This is a genomic window from Paenibacillus sp. RC334, assembly GCF_030034735.1.
GTDB classification, from domain to species: domain Bacteria; phylum Bacillota; class Bacilli; order Paenibacillales; family Paenibacillaceae; genus Paenibacillus; species Paenibacillus terrae_A.
In genome coordinates, this window is the sequence record NZ_CP125370.1 from 5,108,652 (window position 1) to 5,126,940 (window position 18,289).

Annotated in this window: 10 protein-coding genes; 3 read left to right on the plus strand and 7 right to left on the minus strand. The window is 48.9% G+C overall.

The genetic code is table 11. The annotated features are described in order from the left end of the window. Nucleotides 1-38 precede the first annotated feature (38 nt). The 4 genes from galU to QMK20_RS23520 all read right to left on the minus strand — a co-directional run bounded on the left by galU (nt 39) and on the right by QMK20_RS23520 (nt 7,621). A complete protein-coding gene (gene galU / locus QMK20_RS23505; protein ID WP_283653496.1) occupies nt 39-932 on the minus strand; it encodes a UTP--glucose-1-phosphate uridylyltransferase GalU in 894 nt (297 codons plus the stop codon). 193 nt (nt 933-1,125) lie between these two features. Then, nucleotides 1,126-3,636, minus strand: a complete 2,511-nt coding sequence (locus QMK20_RS23510; protein ID WP_283653497.1) for a U32 family peptidase — start codon at nt 3,634-3,636, stop codon at nt 1,126-1,128. 781 nt (nt 3,637-4,417) lie between these two features. Next, complete coding sequence (locus QMK20_RS23515) at nt 4,418-6,331, minus strand: stalk domain-containing protein (RefSeq protein ID WP_283653498.1); 1,914 nt, start codon at nt 6,329-6,331, stop codon at nt 4,418-4,420. A gap of 48 nt (nt 6,332-6,379) precedes the next feature. Further along, nucleotides 6,380-7,621 (minus strand): S1C family serine protease, encoded by a 1,242-nt coding sequence (locus QMK20_RS23520; protein ID WP_283653499.1) that lies wholly within the window; start codon nt 7,619-7,621, stop codon nt 6,380-6,382. Between the two features lie 342 nt (nt 7,622-7,963). Between QMK20_RS23520 and QMK20_RS23525 the strand changes: the two genes are divergently transcribed. Further along, a complete protein-coding gene (locus QMK20_RS23525; RefSeq protein WP_283653500.1) occupies nt 7,964-9,589 on the plus strand; it encodes a nitrite/sulfite reductase in 1,626 nt (541 codons plus the stop codon). Between the two features lie 157 nt (nt 9,590-9,746). Here the strand turns inward: QMK20_RS23525 and QMK20_RS23530 are convergent, their stop codons facing one another. The 3 genes from QMK20_RS23530 to uvrB form a co-directional block, all read right to left on the minus strand. Next, nucleotides 9,747-10,961 (minus strand): hypothetical protein, encoded by a 1,215-nt coding sequence (locus QMK20_RS23530; protein WP_283653501.1) that lies wholly within the window; start codon nt 10,959-10,961, stop codon nt 9,747-9,749. Nucleotides 10,962-11,369: 408 nt separating this feature from the next. After that, the gene (gene uvrA, locus QMK20_RS23535; protein WP_283653502.1) at nt 11,370-14,231 is read right to left on the minus strand and encodes an excinuclease ABC subunit UvrA; all 2,862 of its coding nucleotides are present in this window, start codon (nt 14,229-14,231) and stop codon (nt 11,370-11,372) included. Between the two features lie 169 nt (nt 14,232-14,400). Then, nucleotides 14,401-16,392: an excinuclease ABC subunit UvrB gene (uvrB, locus tag QMK20_RS23540; RefSeq protein WP_283653503.1), complete on the minus strand. Its 1,992-nt coding sequence runs from the start codon at nt 16,390-16,392 to the stop codon at nt 14,401-14,403. A 208-nt stretch (nt 16,393-16,600) separates the two neighbouring features. Between uvrB and QMK20_RS23545 the strand changes: the two genes are divergently transcribed. Both QMK20_RS23545 and QMK20_RS23550 read left to right on the plus strand, forming a co-directional pair. Beyond that, nucleotides 16,601-17,428, plus strand: a complete 828-nt coding sequence (locus QMK20_RS23545; RefSeq protein WP_134912246.1) for a flagellar motor protein — start codon at nt 16,601-16,603, stop codon at nt 17,426-17,428. Continuing rightward, nucleotides 17,412-18,224 (plus strand): OmpA/MotB family protein, encoded by an 813-nt coding sequence (locus QMK20_RS23550; protein ID WP_044646901.1) that lies wholly within the window; start codon nt 17,412-17,414, stop codon nt 18,222-18,224. The genes QMK20_RS23545 and QMK20_RS23550 overlap by 17 nt, the downstream gene beginning before the upstream one ends. Nucleotides 18,225-18,289: the final 65 nt, after the last annotated feature.

Sequence of the window (18,289 nt, forward strand, 5' to 3'; positions counted from 1 at the left end):
CTGGCAGTCTTTTTTTTATACTGAGGAAGAGGGGCTTATTACGGTGATACTTTTTTTTGCTGATCCATCTTTTCAATAACTTGCCTCATATAAGCCAGCACTTCATCTTTAATCTCATCATGTTGTAGAGCATAATGAATGGTTGTTTCAATGAACCCCAACTTTTCTCCAACGTCATGGCGATTTCCATCAAATTCGTAGGCCAGGATCGGATTCTTTTCACCCAGTTTGGACAATGCATCCGTCAATTGAATCTCCCCGCCTACTCCAGCGGATTGCTGACCAAGGATGTCGAAAATATCTGGCGTCAAGATATAGCGTCCCATGATCGCCAAGTTGGAGGTTGCTTCTTCTTTCTTCGGCTTCTCCACCAAACGTTCTGCCTCAGAGATCTTCGAAGTAAGTGCATGACCCTCAACAATCCCGTAACGATGAACCTCGTCCCAATCTACTTGTTTTACTCCTACAACAGAACGCTGATACTCGTCGAAAACGTCCATCATCTGTTTGAGACATGGATTCTCAGACTCAACGATGTCGTCACCTAAAAGTACAGCAAAAGGCTCATCCCCTATGAATTTACGTGCACACCATATAGCGTGACCTAAACCTTTGGGCTCCTTCTGACGAATATAGTGGATGTCTGCCATCTCTGATGGCTTGCGCACCTCATTGAGCAGATTCCATTTTTCCTTGGCTGCCAGATTATGCTCCAGCTCAAATGAGTAATCAAAATGATCCTCAATAGCTCTTTTACCTTTACCAGTAACGATAATAATATCTTCAATCCCAGATGCTACAGCCTCTTCGATAATATATTGAATGGTTGGCTTATCTACAATCGGAAGCATTTCCTTAGGCATCGCTTTGGTAGCAGGTAGAAAACGGGTTCCTAATCCCGCAGCAGGAATAATCGCTTTACGGATTTTCATGGGTTAATCTCCTTTGTCTTCAATATAACGGATAGATATACTTCTATGATTATAACAGGAAGATGGATTCATTTAATAGGCTAAAGAAGAAGACATCTTCCCTCAAAGAGAAAATGTCCTCCAATCACTAGCTTGCTATATGAATATATTATGCTTCTGTAATCTTTTTAGCTCCAGACAAATATACAGTTATTTACTTCACCAGTTGCCCGCGTGTAACACCCAACTGGTTCGTCGCTTTAAGCGTCTTCCAGACCTGTGTACCACTGATCTCTCCGCGCAAGGCACGGTTGTAGAGGTCAATCACCTCTCGTACCTGCTCCGGTGTCTCCTCCAAAAACTCCACGCGATAGCGGGACACGCCCAGCTCCATAAAGTTGGACAGGTACTCGGCACCTGATTGCTCGATGGCGTTGTATACCGTGTTGCGGCAGCCTTCGTCCACGCGAACGGGGTGAGACATACCAATACGGTCGCGCAGGGATGCGCGATGGTCCTCACATGGACGTCCGCAGTTGGTGTAGTCCGTGCCTTCGCTCATGAAGGTGCAGTATACGCAATGTTCGGTATGGAACATCGGCATATGCTGCTGAATCACGATCTCCAGCTTATCGGTACGCGTGCGTCTGAGCATATCGACCATTTGCTGGATGTTCAGATCATACGACGGCGTAACCAGGTCACAGCCGGAATCCAGGAACAGATCAGCCGCTTTGTGGTTAGCGACATTCAACGAGAAGTCACCGATCAATTGCGGATGGTGTGCATCTGGGTTTTCTAACCGATGACGCATGTAGAAATACAGCGCACCCGGATTGCGTACCAGCACAGCATCGGGCTTCAGGCGCAGGATGTTGTTGTGGTAGCCGTTTTCACCCGGCATGTGAATACGCGGGGTCGCCAGCGCAATTCGACGCCCTGCGGCGTGTACAGCCTCCACGGCTGCCGGGAATTGCTTAATGAACTCGAAGTCGGCGTAGATAAACTCGACGCCGGCCTCCAGCGCAGCCTCAACCTGCGGGAGGCTGCGGCACAGCGCGGTCAGTTCTGCCTGACCGCGTGCCACTGGCGAAGCGGGAACCGATGCATCGCCATACACCTCTACCGCCCGCTTCGTGTACACGGGCGGTTTGGGGCGCTCGCCCGCGAGCAATTCCACCGCCTGACGGCGGATGCTGTTCAGCTCGCGCATCGGCACGATGACGTCCCCATGCAGATGGACGTCCAGTTCATCCAGCTGGAACACCGTTCCGCCCAGTCGGCCGAACTGCTCCTCGAGCAGTTCGCGCGTCATTGGATGTTTCTGGGCGATTTCAAGTTCCAGCTCGGAATCCACGCGGACCGTCGTGCCTTTCTGCACATCGGTCCACCAGGTCGACAGCGGCTGCCCTGGAGAGCCGCTGACACGCACATGTACCGGGAAGACGCGGTACGGCTTGTCGGTGTCATACGTCTGGCGCAGACGCTTGTCCAGCGCCGGGTCGTTGGTCTTCCAAATGCGGTCGCCGACATGTACACGGCGCAGATCCACATCGTTGCGTCCCGCTACGATGTCGATAATCCAGCCTTCTCCGGCTTCGCCTTCGATCTTTACACCCTTGCGACGGATATCGTATACGCGTCCGCCTTCTTCTTTTTGCGTGGGATCTCCCGCATCGAATACAATACCATCGCCACGTTTTAGCGGTGCATCAATACGGCATACTACACCGTCACGAAGGATTTGTTCCACCCGGCCCAGATACACACCCCGGCTTTTCGGGAATGTACCATCAACCAGCTTCTTGTTATTCGTTCCTTCCAGAAACCCGTGCGTAAAGCCGCGTGAAAAGCTTTGCTGAAGCTCGCGGATATCTTCTTTGCTGGTCTTGGACGTGTCACCTTCAAAATACTTATCAATCGCTTTACGGTACTTGCTGACCACGTTGGCTACATACTCAGGCGTTTTCAGTCGTCCTTCGATTTTAAAAGAGATGACGCCTGCGCCAATCAACTCCGGCAGCAGATCAATGGCAGCCAAATCCTTAGGTGACAGCAGATACGTCACATCGGCCATCGGCTTTTGCTCACCATCCACCATCAGATCGTAAGGCAAACGGCATGCCTGTGCGCATTCGCCACGGTTCGCAGAGCGTCCGCCCCACATTTCAGAAGTCAAGCATTGACCCGAGTAAGATACACATAACGCGCCATGCACGAATACTTCCATCGGAAGTCTCGCTTGCTCACCTATTTTTTGAATCTGTTTTAAGTTATTTTCACGTCCGAGCACGACCCGCTCAATGTTGTACGGTTTCGTAAACTCTACCGCCTCCGGCGAGGTAATCGTCATCTGGGTAGAGCCATGGATCGGAAAATCCGGGGAAATATCGCGAATCATTTTCACCAAGCCCATATCCTGAGCAAGCAACGCGTCCACACCCGCATCCACGCAGGCATCGACCAGTTCCTTGGCGTCCTCCAGCTCGTTTTCAAACACCAGTATATTGAATGTCAAAAAGCCTTTAACCCCGTAGCTATGCAAAAACGCCATAATTTCAGGCAGTTCATCCATACGGAAATTGTTCGCCCGTGCCCGTGCGTTGAACTTTTCCACCCCGAAAAAGATCGCATCGGCTCCATTCGCCACCGCCGCACGCATACAATCCCAATCACCGGCCGGTGCCAGAAGCTCGACATCTTCTCTTCGTACTGCTGATTTCATCATTGTCCTCCCTATATGCTGAAAACGAATGATCACCCATTGGCTAATCGTTGTTTTCAGGGCAGCTATGCTGCTTACTTGGTAATCTTATGAGTAATTCATCGACTCATTCCAAAGCTGATCATGTTGAGTCAGGGAAATTAAAGTCTATTAGGAATCACATTTTTAAATCCTATCTGTTTCTATCATCTTGTCCGATCATCCACACCTTGAACCATCGGTTCCTCGCATGAATTACATCCAACTCAAAAAATCCGCACAACAAACATTTGCGGCATAATCATTCTTATCTTGTAACTAATCTAGTGTACCAGACTGCGCCCCAAGCTTCTACACTTTCCAAGCGATTCCTTGCAAAAATATCATACTAAAAACAAAAAAACACCTCCATATCCGTCAAGCAGTGCTTTGGAGGTGAATCATATAAAACTAGAAAGAAGCGAAGTAAATATCGCTGCTCAGACTACTTCTTAAAAAAAGGAAAAGTAGATAGGATAGGCAACCTAGTAAAACGTACAGTCTTTGCTCTTCTCTGCTCACCTCACTCTTTAAAAAGATTGGCGATCTTATGGCGGGTGCCAGCGGAGCGGGCCATTTGAATCCGGAGAAGCGTCAGCGCTCGCCTGAAAGCTTTCCAAAGGAAAGCTACTTCGTAAGCATACGCTTGCGGGATTTTTACCATTCAATCCCTTATACAATCAAAAAATTCCGGGTCAACAGCGATCGCAGGATCAAATGGCACGCGTAGCGCTCCCCCACCATAACTCGCTAATTCTTTCTCCTACTTCACAAACATAAACGAATTCAGCGTTGAATCCAGTGCATTAGACTGCACGCCCGTATTGTTCGCGTCATTCAGCGTCGTTGTCACGGTATACGTTTTTCCGTCACGCTCCAGAACGATTTGGCGGCCTGTATAGCCAATGCCTTCTTCCACGCGGTGGAATGTAAAGGAAGCTGCCGGAACCCCGGCGAACGTCACGTCCTTAACCTCTTCAACCTTGAGGTTTTTGTAGCTTTTACCCTGCTTATCGTAGAAGTCCTTGAGCTGGGATACCGTTAACTCGAACGATTTGTCATTATCGACTTTGATGGAGAAGCTTCCTCCGGTAAACTGGTACTCCACATCACCCAATTCAAATTGGTCACTGATCGCTGTCCAGTACCGTGGAATATTCACCGTGTACTCATAGGCTTTCGAAGTCTTTTTGACCGTTTTCGTTTTGTCTGCCAGATAGTCGTCCTCTTCCAGTTGTCCGAAGTTGCTCGCTACAGTTTGGAAATCGATTTGAAGCGAGGAAATGAGCGCATTGAACTGATCATTCCCTTTGCTCACTTTTTCCGGCACAGCGTATTCAGCCAGATAGCGGTATCCATTTTGCTGAATCAGCACATTGTATTCCTTAACCCATCCGTCGCCAAAGTTGTATCGATACTCCTGAACCAGCCCCTGAACCCCCGCAACCTCAAGTGGATACGTCTTCTGGGCCTCATAAGCTGTAGAGACAAATGAATCACTCAGCCACTTTTGCAGCTGTTGGCTCCAGTTTTCCAACTTGGCATCAGCCGGAGCTGAGGTCACTTTCAAGCGGAAACTTGATCCATCGTTGCTTTCGTACTGCATCCGCTGATCGTCCATTTTCCAGCCTGCCGGTATGCTAAGCGACACACCATAGTCCGGGTTTCCAGCCTCACGTGTTCCCCCCACAACGGTCGACAGGTCTTTAATGCTTTTATCCTGTGCATTGAAGGAAGTCTTGAAGGAATTTAACAGACCCGCATACTGTGCGAGATCCTTATAATTCGTTGCTTTGGCATCGGAAAAATAAATGACGTACAGTCGCCCGTTGTCATAATACTGACGGTTTTCCCACAGCACGCCGTCTCCATCCTTCGTAATGACACGCGCATAAGGTACCTTCGATTTCGGGAAGGATTTTCGATCTACAACGATTTCTCCCGTCTCCTTGGCGGTTTGCACCAATTGTTGGAGAAGGTCGTCCGCATTCAACGGAACCGGCTGTAAGGCCGTATGCACTTCCAGATAATACGCACTATTCTCGTCCATAAATGTAGAGATGCTCTCATCACCGCCACCCTGACCGATGACCAGTCCTGTCGGATAGTTCATGGACCAATCGTAGTAGCTGTTCCCGATTTGCGTCTTTCCCTCATCATTATCGATGCTTGGCGTCTCTTCCGCTACCTTACCTGCCTCTTCTTGCGCCTCCATCCGAATGACAATTCCCGCACCATTCTTCTCCAGCTTGCCCCCGAGACCTTCTGCTACTTGACGCAACGGAACCATCAGGATACCTGATGACATCTCCGGTGGAGCCGGAAGTGTCACCTTGTGACCTCTCACCCAGGCAGTGCGGCTCCCGATGGTCAGCGATACGACGTGAGCGCCACTACTAATTTTGACCACATTATCTTCAGCCAGCCGAATTTTGCTGTTAAATGCTTTTTTGAACACACCAGCCGGAACCATCAGTGCACCGCTTTTCGAATAGGGTTTGGCAATACTTGCATTCTGACCGTTCACGATGGCTGTGTTGCTGCCGCCTTGCAGACGCAGCTCCAAGATCGTTTTATCGCTGTCCGCCGCAACTGCCGGCAAAGTAGATAGCAGAACGGACAATGCAACGGCGCCAGCTCCCAGCTTATGCATCATTTTTCTTTGAATATGCTTCACAATAATCTCCCTCTAGCTATATTTGATATCATAACGCACCGTTTTCAATTACTTTCCTGTAACGGCCGCCTGTTGGACTGACTCAGATGCTTCCTTGGAAGGCGCTACATTGCCATCACCAGCCGACTCATCCGAGTCCGCAGAATCCTCTCCGCCCTGAATAGATTCATAGATTTCGCCATTATCCTGTGACAGTACCAGCTTGCGTTTTACAATATCGCCGTCCGTCTGCATAAGCAAGCTCACCGTCTGCCCAGGCTGATAGCTTTTAAGCAACTCGTTGACGTCGATAGCGGAAGCCACACGCTTGCCGTTTATGCTATACAGCTCGTCGCCTTCCTTGATTTTGGCCTGAAGAGCACTAGCCGAAGTAATTTTTGTGACTTTCAAAGGGTCCTCCGTAGGCAGCCCCACGATCGCCGACCAGCTCTCTTCCAATCCTAGACCAAGACTGGCACGCCGAACCTCACCATACTTGAAAAATTGAGCAATCACATATTTCACTGTATCCGAAGGAATCGAAAAGCCCATATTTTCAATACCAACAGCCGAAAATTTCATTGTATTGATCCCGATTACCTCACCCTTGAGGTTTACAAGCGGACCGCCACTGTTACCAGGATTGATCGCAGTATCGCTTTGGATAAGTCGATAGGCAGCGTTGACGCCACGGTTCAATCCGCTGACGACACCCGAAGTTGCCGAATTACGCAGGGAAAAAGAGATAGGCGTTCCGATAGCCACTACCTGCTCTCCCACCTGGAGATTGTTCGGCGAGCCTGCTAGGGTAGCAGGTTTGAGGCCGCTTGCTTTGATCTTAACCAACGCCAGGTCACTGACCGGATCGCTGTAGCTATCTGTAATCCCGTAGGATTTACCGTCCGATGTCACGACCACAGCATCATTTAATCCTTCAATGACGTGCGCATTCGTGACAATCCATCCATCTGTCCGAATGATGACCCCTGTGCCGTGAGCAAGGTTGTACCGATCTCCGCCTGCCACGGCTTGTCCCGTTGCTGAGCGGCCGATGATGCCTACCACAGAGGGAGATACGTTTTTAACCACCTGCGGCACACGATCAGCCGATAACGTATATGTACCATTTGCGCTGTTATACGCGCCGCTGGTTCCTAATGCTTTATTCATATCGCCTACATTGACATAGACTCCGCCGTTAATGACCTTTGCCTTCAAAGCGGTTCCGCTGCTGGCTGCACCTGCTGTTCCAGATACACACAAAGCGCTGCCCAAAGCCAGTATGACCGCCCTTTTCCCCATCTTACGCATATGTTCACCTTTTCCTCTCTAACATGACCCTGTTCTATCAGCTAGTCCAAATCTACCATAGAGGAGACACGCATACAATCGCTTTTAGCCCTATCTTTTTCTAAAAAAGCTATGTTTGCCGCTAACATGACCCCTCATGTCATTTATACTATAAAATTACCAAATCCTTATATCAAAAAAATAAGCAAATACGATAAATAATCGTTATAGCGTTTGGGTCATTCCTTCGTTTACGGGCACAACCAACTATGATACCATCACATTATATCTTAGTTCTATTGTCGGAAATAAAAGTATAACTTTGAATCCCTGTAAACAACGCTTATGAAGGAGGTTAAAAGGATGGCTTACGAACCAATCTGGACCGCTCATCCCGATAAACTGAACAAATTCGAATTTGCCAAGCTGGAAAAGGACGGCCTCGACGTCATACGCACCATTATCGAAAACTATGCGAGCGCAGGCTTCGATTCGATCACTGCGGACGATATGGATCGTTTCAAATGGGCCGGAGTGTATCAGCAAAAGCCCAAGGATGGCCATTTCATGATGCGTGTCCGCATCAACACAGGTATCATGACATCAGCGCAGGCACATGCATTGGCGGACATAGCCACGCTGTACGGACGCGGTCTCGTTGATGTTACCACCCGTCAGGCTATTCAGTTTCACTGGCTGACGGTTCAAGACTTACCTGATATTTTCGAGCGGCTGGAAAAAGTCGATTTGTACTCCTTTGAAGCCTGTGGCGACTGCCCGCGTACAATTGTTGGCAATCCTTTGGCAGGCATTGATCCGAATGAATTGGTCGACACCAAAGACATTGTGGATGAAGTCAACCGTTTTTTCGTATTAAATCGGGACTTCTCCAATCTGCCGCGTAAATACAAAATGTCCATCTCCGGTAATACGTACAATAACGCGCAGGCTGAAATTAACGATTTGTCCTTTACGCCAGCCACTAAAGTGATCGACGGGAAAGAAGTCATCGGCTTCCATGCGATGGTCGGTGGGGGCTTATCCGCCAAGCCGCATTTGGCGCAATCGCTGGACCTGTTTGTCCGTCCTGATGAAGTTTTGAAGGTTTCTATTGCAGTCACCACCATTTTCCGTGATTACGGCTATCGGGAAAAACGGCACCATGCTCGCCTGAAATTCCTCATCGCCGATTGGGGCCCGGAAAAGTTTTTAGCCAAGCTCACCGAGTATATCGGCGAAATGCCCGGCCGGGGCGAAGATAAAACGATCGGCTGGCAAGCAGCTTATTTTGACGGCGTGCATCCACAAGCGCAGCAGGGTCTAAACTATGTCGGCCTGAACGTGCCCGTAGGCCGTCTGGATGCTGACGAGCTGCATGAGCTGGCCGACCTGGCTGATCGCTATGGTGATGGACAGATTCGTACCACCATGTCACAAAATATTTTGCTGAGCGGCGTCCCGGACGACCAGGTGGATGAATTACTACAGGCTCCTGTGCTACAGCGCCTGACGCCACAGCCCAAGCATTTTATGAGCCGTACAGTTTCATGCACCGGGAATGAATTCTGCAATCTGGCGATTGTGGAGACTAAAAAGCGGGCGATTGACGTTGCCGAGTATTTGGATCAGCACGTAGAGCTGGATGAAAAAGTGCGCATTCATTTCATCGGCTGCCCGAATTCCTGCGGACAAAAGCATATTGCTGACATCGGTCTGCAAGGCTCGCTTATTAAGACACCCGAAGGCATGGTCGACGCGTTCGATATTGCTGTCGGCGGAGCGCTCGGACCGGGTGCCCAGTTCAATAAAGCGCTCAAAGGCCGCGTACGTGGTGATCAGGTCGGCCCTGTGTTGGCAGAACTGATTCTGTTTTACAAAGAAAATCGAAACGCCGATGAAACTTTTTATGCGTATGTACAACGAGTAGGCATTCCGACTTTTCAGGAAAAGCTATCTGCTATTTTGCAGTCCAGCACCGTCGCTTCCTGAGGCTTGTAAGTAAAGCTCTTCTATAATGTGTTCTCTTAACCTAATAGGCCTTCCAAGGCAGCCTGTTTGTATCTCGCATACAAGCAGGCTGTTTCCTTTTGGTCAAAACATGGCTGCAAAAGGTCATCTTCTGCGCTTTCAAAAAAAAGACACCGGATTATTCCGGTATCCATATTTTCGCAAAATCAAGCACTACCGGTTTATGAGCGCCACCGGATGTGAATGTCACCACTGCATAGCCTGTCGGTATTTTGTATAAGAGTCCTGTGTCATATCGGATGCCGAAGGAATTGTCTTCCTTGTAATGGGTAGTGGTTTCCCAAACCTTCGCACCGTTTCCTTTCAAGCCAGTGATGGTGATCCCATGCATCTTCGTGGTGCTTCCCAGCGGATCATATCGGTCACTAAACCGAACGTACACCTGCTCCTCCGGCAGATATACCCGGTCAGTCGGATAATCCTCTGTATCACCGAACAATTGCAGTCCGTTGCTCAAAATCTGTGTACGCTTGCTGTTCCCTTTAAGCCCTGTCACGGCAATATGGCCGCCAGGCAACTCGCGTACTTCTGCAATGTCTTTACCAGAGCCCAGGTCAAAATTGATGTTACGGATTTCCCGTCCGTACACATCTGCCTGTACTCCTACCGGGCCATGAGGACTGTTCATAAGTGCATAATATCCATCGTGATTGCCAACCAACCAACCCGAAGTCACCCCGTCCTTCGTTCGATTCCACAGCTCCTCACCAGCTTCTGAGTATTTGAGTACGGTAAATGCTTGCTCATCCCGGTTCAGAGAGGATACAAGAAATCCGCCGTCCGCAAGCGGTTCCAAACCTATAAGAGAGTTTTGTCCATGGGATGCCAAGCCATCCGTTTGTAATGTTCTGGACCACACGGCATTCCCGTCCACATTCAACCGTGAAGCCTGTAACTCCCGTATCCCATCCGGCTTCGTGTAGTCAATAAGCAACAGCGAGCCACCATCCGACGTCTCCCGCTGGACTCCCCTACTGCTTGCACCAGACTGCACGTTCAGATCCAGCTCATGCTTCCACACACCCTCCAGCGAGCTGTCCAGCTTGCCGTACGTGACATGCGCCACGCTTGCCTCAGTGTTGTCTTCGATGTTCAGTACCAGAAATCCACCATTCGCTGCGGGCTGAATATAATTGTGTGGGTTCCCTTCATCCTCAAAGCTTCCAATCGCTGCGCTTGTTTCAATCTCAGCTTGCTTGGGCACGGCCGCTTCGGACACCTCGGATGCATAAGACGGAATAGCGCTAAACCCCATGACCAATGTCGCTAAAGCAACTCCTGCTGTCCATGAATAAACACGTGTTCGTAGAAACCCGTTTCGCGTTCCCTTCAAACGTTCCAGCTCCCTTCATGACTTTACCTCAGAGATGTTTTTAAAAACCTTAGATGTGATAAGACTACAAACGGTTTCGCTTCAACTTGTAATGGTTGTCACGTGGGCACGGAACTTCATGCGATGCTATACAATCATGAGTTATATATTTACCTCTTCAAGCCCGAGCCCAAACATTTGAAACTCCAAAATGGAGACTGCTCAGAGACTTTCTACCGATGAATATACGTATAGATTTATTATTCCAGCGCTTGGTAAACTATGTGTCACATGCTTTAACGCAAGATTTGGATAAAAGTTCTCTTTTTTTACAAAATAAAGCCCCACCAAGGCAAAGGAATGAATACGCTAATTCGTATTCTGCCTTCATACCTGTGTGGGGCTTATAAAACTTACATTAAATGACGTCTACAGATCGGCTGTCTGAAGCGCCTGGCTGCGCTGTGTATCCCGTTCAAGGATCGGCTTCAAATACCGTCCTGTATAGGATTCTTCGACCTTCACGAGCTGCTCAGGTGTTCCAGTAGCCAAAATCGTTCCACCGCCGCTACCGCCTTCCGGTCCCAAATCAATCAGATAATCGGCTGTTTTAATCACATCCAGATTATGCTCGATGACCAGTACTGTTTCTCCCGAATCTACCAGACGATGCAGTACCGTCAGCAATCGGTCAATATCATGAACATGCAGCCCCGTTGTCGGCTCGTCCAAAATGTAAATCGTCTTACCCGTGCTGCGACGATACAGTTCGGAAGCCAGCTTCACGCGCTGCGCTTCGCCCCCGGACAAGGTAGTCGCAGGCTGTCCCAGCTTGATATATCCCAAACCTACATCCAGCAGCGTCTGAATCTTGCGATGAATCTTCGGAATATTTTCAAAAAACTCTGTCGCATCCTCTACCGTCATCTCCAGCACATCGGCAATACTTTTACTTTTGTACTTCACTTCAAGAGTTTCCCGATTATAGCGTTTACCTTTGCATACTTCACACGGAACGTATACATCCGGCAGAAAGTGCATTTCAATCTTTATAATGCCGTCGCCCTTGCAAGCCTCGCAGCGACCACCCTTAATGTTAAAGCTAAAGCGACCTTTTTGGTAGCCTCGGACCTTGGCCTCATTTGTTTTTGAAAATAAATCACGAATATCATCAAATACCCCGGTATAGGTTGCAGGATTTGAACGCGGCGTGCGGCCGATCGGAGACTGATCAATCTCAACGACCTTATCGATATTTTCAAGCCCGCGAATTTCCTTATGTTGACCTGGACGCACTCTGGCCCGGTTCAGATCGCGCGCCAGCGTTTTGTATAGAATTTCGTTGACCAGCGTTGACTTCCCAGAACCGGATACGCCAGTAACAGCCGTGAAAACACCTAACGGGATTTTAACATTCAAATTTTTGAGATTGTTCTCCTTGGCCCCGCGGACCTCCAGCCACTTATCCGTAGGCTTGCGCCGTTCGGTATTGACCGGAATGAACTTGCGTCCGCTCAAATATTGCCCGGTTAAGGAATTCGGGTCTTCCATGACTTCCTGCGGAGTCCCCTGTGACATGATCATTCCGCCGTGGATTCCGGCCCCCGGACCGATATCAATAATATAATCGGCCGCCATCATCGTATCTTCGTCATGCTCCACCACAATCAGCGTATTCCCGAGATTCCGCATATGCTCCAATGCACTAATCAGGCGGTCATTATCCCGCTGATGCAACCCGATGCTTGGCTCGTCCAAAATATACAGTACACCCATCAGGCTGGAACCGATCTGTGTCGCCAACCGGATACGTTGTGCCTCACCACCGGATAACGTGCCCGCTGCACGACTTAAGGTCAGGTACTCCAATCCAACATTAACGAGAAATCCCAAACGGCTGTTAATTTCCTTAAAAATGAGATTGGCAATGGACTGTTCCTTCTCACTCAACACCAGCGTTTTGAAAAATTGAGACGCTTCGCCGATGGACAAATCAGTTACATAGGCAATGTTACGCTCCTGAATAGTCACCGCCAGAGTTTCTTTCTTCAAACGGTGTCCCTTACAGGTGTTACACGGCTTTGCGCTCATAAATCCTTCAATAAATTCACGGATACCGTCAGAAGCTGTGTCACGATAACGACGCTCCAGATTCGGGATAATTCCCTCGAAGGTCACGTAGGCTTCCTTGCGTTGTCCAAAATCATTTTCATAACGGAATCGGATCTTCTGGTCACCCGTTCCATTTAATATGGTGTTCATCTGTTCCGTGGTCAGCTGGCTGACAGGAATGTTCTGTGGAATACTATAATGCTCGCATACGGACTGCAAAAATTGCGGATAATAGGTGGAAGTTCCTCCACTCCACGCCTGAAATGCTCCATCTTCTACATTTTTCTCCGGATCAGGAATGAGCAGGTCGGGGTCGACCACCATTTTAACGCCCAATCCGTCACAATCCGGGCAAGCACCGAACGGACTGTTAAAAGAAAACATCCGTGGCGACAGCTCGTCTATACTGGAACCACAGATCGGGCAGGCAAAATTAGAACTGAAGCGCAGCTCCTCTTGCCCCATCATGTCCACCAGCAACTGACCTCCTGAAAGGTTCAATGCTGTCTCAATAGAGTCGGACAGACGTGCACGCACATCCTCCTTCACTACGATCCGGTCTACAACCACTTCAATGGAATGCTTCTTGTTTTTCTCCAGCTCGATCTTTTCGGACAATTCACGCAGTTCCCCATTGACACGCACCCGTACAAAGCCTTGCTTGGCAATATCCGAGAATAGCGTTTTATGCTCACCTTTGCGTCCCGAAACCAATGGGGCCAAAATCTGCAGCCTTGTCTTTTCAGGGTATTGCAAAATGCGGTCCACCATTTGTTCAACCGTTTGTGATGTAATTTCAATGCCATGTTCAGGACAATGAGGGTGACCAATTCGGGCAAACAACAGCCGCAAATAGTCATAAATCTCTGTAACCGTACCGACAGTAGAACGCGGATTACGGCTCGTAGTCTTTTGGTCAATGGAAATCGCAGGAGACAGTCCGTCAATGGAATCCACGTCCGGCTTCTCCATCTGTCCCAGGAACTGACGCGCATACGCAGATAAAGACTCCACATAACGCCGCTGTCCTTCTGCATAGATCGTATCGAAAGCCAGTGACGATTTACCTGAGCCACTTAGCCCCGTGAGAACGACAAATTTGTCCCTTGGGATAGTCACGTCAATATTTTTGAGATTATGCGCCCTTGCGCCTTTGATGATGATGCTTTCATTCGCCAAATGTTTCATCTCCTTAGCCATAGTTCACGTCATGCTATACTGCAATGGAATACCCCATGCAAGTGATATATCGCAAAGAGAACGACCGCATGGGCCGCCCTCTCTATTTTCAAAAGCAATCATCCATTTCATTTTCAATGTGTTCGCGCTACTAGCCGCCCCTGAAAGCTTAGTCAGCCCGTAGCTCCAACAAAGCGTCACGCAACTCGGCAGCCCGTTCGAACTGAAGATTCTTGGCGGCATCCTTCATCTCCGCTTCCAAACGCTGAATCAGCGACTGACGCTCCTTCTTGGAAAGTTTACCTGTCTCGCCAGGAAGGTAATCATTACGTGCCTCGGCCACCTTGGTCGCTTCAATGACATCACGAATCTTTTTACGAATCGTTTGCGGGGTAATGCCATGGTCTTCATTATACTGAATTTGAATCGCACGGCGGCGTTCGGTTTCTTTTATCGCTTTATCCATAGAATCCGTAATTTTGTCACCGTACATAATAACACGACCATCGCTATTCCGTGCTGCCCGTCCAATGGTTTGAATGAGCGAACGTTCGGAACGCAGGAAACCTTCCTTGTCCGCATCCAAAATCGTCACCAGTGATACTTCTGGCAAATCCAGTCCTTCCCGCAACAGGTTGATCCCAATCAGTACATCAAAGGTACCCAAGCGGAGGTCCCGTAAAATCGCCATCCGCTCCAGTGTCTTAATGTCTGAATGCATATACCGGACCTTGATACCCACTTCTTTTAAATAGTCGGTCAGATCCTCAGACATCTTCTTGGTAAGCGTGGTGACCAGTACCCGCTCCTCACGCTCCATACGAAGCCGTATCTCGCTAATGAGATCGTCGATCTGTCCCTTGCTTGGACGAACCTCGATGATGGGATCAAGCAGGCCTGTAGGTCGGATGATCTGTTGTACAGTCGTTTCGCATTTCTCCAGCTCATAGGGGCCTGGTGTAGCTGATACGTAGACGATCTGACTCACCTTGTCCTCGAACTCTTCAAACTTCAGCGGGCGGTTATCCAACGCAGATGGCAGACGGAAACCATGGTCCACCAGTACATTCTTACGTGCTTGGTCACCATTATACATCGCCCGAATCTGCGGCAACGTAACATGAGACTCATCAATCACGATCAGCATATCATCCGGAAAATAATCCATCAACGTATACGGTGTCGCCCCCCGCTCGCGGAATGTCAGTGGACCTGAGTAATTCTCGACGCCGGAACAAAAACCGACCTCTTTCATCATCTCGATATCATAGCGGGTACGTTGCTCCAAACGTTGTGCCTCCAGCAGCTTCCCCTGTTCCTTCAGCTCCACTAACCGCTCTTCAAGCTCACGTTCAATGTTGACCAGTGCTACCTTCATCGTATCCTCATGAGTAACGAAGTGAGATGCAGGGAAAATGGCAATATGATCACGTTCACCGATCAATTCACCCGTAAGCACATTAATCTCGGTGATCCGTTCAATTTCATCCCCGAACAGTTCTACCCGTATAGCGTGTTCCCCATGGGAAGCCGGGAATATTTCAACAACATCCCCCCGTACACGGAAAGTACCCCGCACGAAGTTGATATCGTTCCGCTGATATTGAATATCGACCAAGCGGGACAAAATCTGATTGCGGGGTTTCTCCATGCCGACTCTAAGCGAGAGCAGCAGGCTTGAATATTCTTTCGGGGAACCCAGACCATAAATGCAGGAGACACTCGCTACAATAATAACGTCGCGACGCTCAAACAGAGAGCTTGTGGCTGAGTGGCGAAGTTTATCAATCTCCTCGTTGATGCTGGAATCCTTCTCAATATACGTATCGGAAGACGGAATGTATGCTTCCGGTTGGTAGTAATCATAGTAACTGACAAAATAATCGACTGAGTTATTCGGAAAAAAATCCTTAAACTCACTCGCCAGTTGGGCAGCCAAAGTCTTGTTATGCGCAATAACCAGAGTAGGCCGATTCAATTTGGCAATCGTCTGTGCGATGGTAAACGTCTTACCCGTTCCCGTAGCACCCAACAGTGTTTGATGCTTTTTTCCTTTTGTAATCCCCTCTACCAGTTCAAGAATGGCATGAGGCTGATCGCCTTGAGGCTGGAATTCCGACTGAATTTCAAAAGTCTTATCGCTAACAACGATATCACTCATTGCCCTGCATCACCCTTATCGTCTAAAATGGAAACATCATGTTTCTACAACAGTCGAGCTGAAACGTCTTTACCTGTAAACCTATGTCGATATTTCCCGAGCAATGATACTTGGGAAATATGGTTGGATAGGAATGTTTGTTCCCGTATTATACCTCTTTCTTTCCTTGGATGCAAACGATAAGTCTTGAATAGGAGTGAATTAAATTTTGGATATCACCATCGTGTTGGGCATCATCGCCGGAATCATAGCATTAATCGGTGGCTTCTTATGGGAAGGCGGACAATTTACAGGGCTGCTTCAAGGTACATCGGCTCTGATTGTGTTTGGCGGAACGCTCGCCGCAGTGGTCATCAGCTACCCCGCCTCTAAACTAAAGACCATACCAGCTGCCCTTCGGATGGCCTTTAGCCGTGAGGACAACCTCTCCGAGCAATATATTGAAGATTTGGTTTCCATGGCAGCCACCTCCCGCCGATCCGGAGTGCTTGCGCTGGAGCGTATTTCCTCAGAACATCCGAATGCATTTCTGCGCGAAGGTCTTCAACTGGTCATTGACGGAACCGAGCAGGAACAAATTAAACAAATTCTGGAACTCGAGTTAGATACCATTGAGCATAAGTACGAAGGATATGCCAAAATATTTGAATCTGCAGGCGGCTATGCCCCTACGATGGGGATTATCGGTACTGTGATGGGCCTGATCCATGTACTCGGTAGCCTGACCGAGCCGACAGCGCTTGGACCGTCTATTGCCGTCGCTTTTATCGCTACACTATACGGCGTTGCCAGCGCCAATCTGATTTTCCTGCCCATCGCATCCAAGATCAGAGCATGCAGCGAAAGTGAAATGGTCACGATGGATTTACTGCTGCAAGGCATTCTCGCCATCCAAAACGGAGAGAATCCGAAGCTTGTACGCAAAAAACTGGAGTTCTTTATCCGTTCAGAGCAAAATCTGGAGCCTAAGCCGCCTCGTCGCTCACGTTCAGAGGACGCTACTCCAAAGGAGGACTTCCATGAGAGCGCGCGCTAAGCGCCGCCAACGTCAAGGAGGCGGGGACCATCGTGACCGCTGGATGATTACCTATGCCGATCTGATCACGCTGCTGCTCATTTTTTTCGTCGTGATGTACGCTATGAGCAGCCTGGATGCGAAAAAATACGATGTCGTTGTTCAATCCCTACAGGATACGTTCCATAAAGGCGATTCTATTTTGGAGCAAGGTTCAGGGATTACGGGTACTGCTGACCGTTACACAAGCAAGAATCCGCCCACAACCAAGCAACCTTCATCCGATAACAAAGCAGCCGGACCGACCAAACTGACCGAACGTGAGCAGGCATTTCGCAAGCAGGAAAAAGAACTGCAAAATCTGATGAGCGTCATTGAGCAATATATTTCGGATAATAAGTTGCAAGGTCAGATTTTCGTATCCGATCAGCCACGTGGTATTGTCATCACCCTGAACGACCGCTTTTTATTCGATCAGGGCAGGGCTGCACTCAAGCAAGGCTCTGCAAACACGTTATCCAAGCTGGCCAGTCTGTTCCGGGATTTGAAAACGCCGATCAGCATCGAGGGCCATACGGACAATATTCCGTTCACACGCTCTTCGAACGCTTCGACCTACAAGGACAACTGGGAGCTTTCCGGGGCACGGGCGCTATCCGTGCTTCGATTCTTTCTAGACAGAGAAGGATTATCTCCTACAGAATTTCAATACGCAGGTTATGCCGATACACGACCGGTTGGCGATAATACCACCGAGGCCGGACGACAAAAAAACCGCCGTGTCGAAATTACCGTACTGCGCCAGCTTCAACAGTAAATGCCAAAAACCTCCTCAGTCACACTCAACGTGAACCGGGAGGTTTTTGTATACATTTTATAGTT

Excerpts from the sequence above, each read along its gene's own strand:
- QMK20_RS23510 (WP_283653497.1), bottom strand. The coding sequence starts at position 3,636 with ATGAAATCAGCAGTACGAAGAGAAGATGTCGAGCTTCTGGCACCGGCC.
- uvrB (WP_283653503.1), bottom strand. The coding sequence starts at position 16,392 with ATGAGTGATATCGTTGTTAGCGATAAGACTTTTGAAATTCAGTCGGAA.
- QMK20_RS23550 (WP_044646901.1), top strand. The coding sequence starts at position 17,412 with ATGAGAGCGCGCGCTAAGCGCCGCCAACGTCAAGGAGGCGGGGACCAT.
- QMK20_RS23525 (WP_283653500.1), top strand. The coding sequence starts at position 7,964 with ATGGCTTACGAACCAATCTGGACCGCTCATCCCGATAAACTGAACAAA.
- galU (WP_283653496.1), bottom strand. The coding sequence starts at position 932 with ATGAAAATCCGTAAAGCGATTATTCCTGCTGCGGGATTAGGAACCCGT.
- QMK20_RS23520 (WP_283653499.1), bottom strand. The coding sequence starts at position 7,621 with ATGCGTAAGATGGGGAAAAGGGCGGTCATACTGGCTTTGGGCAGCGCT.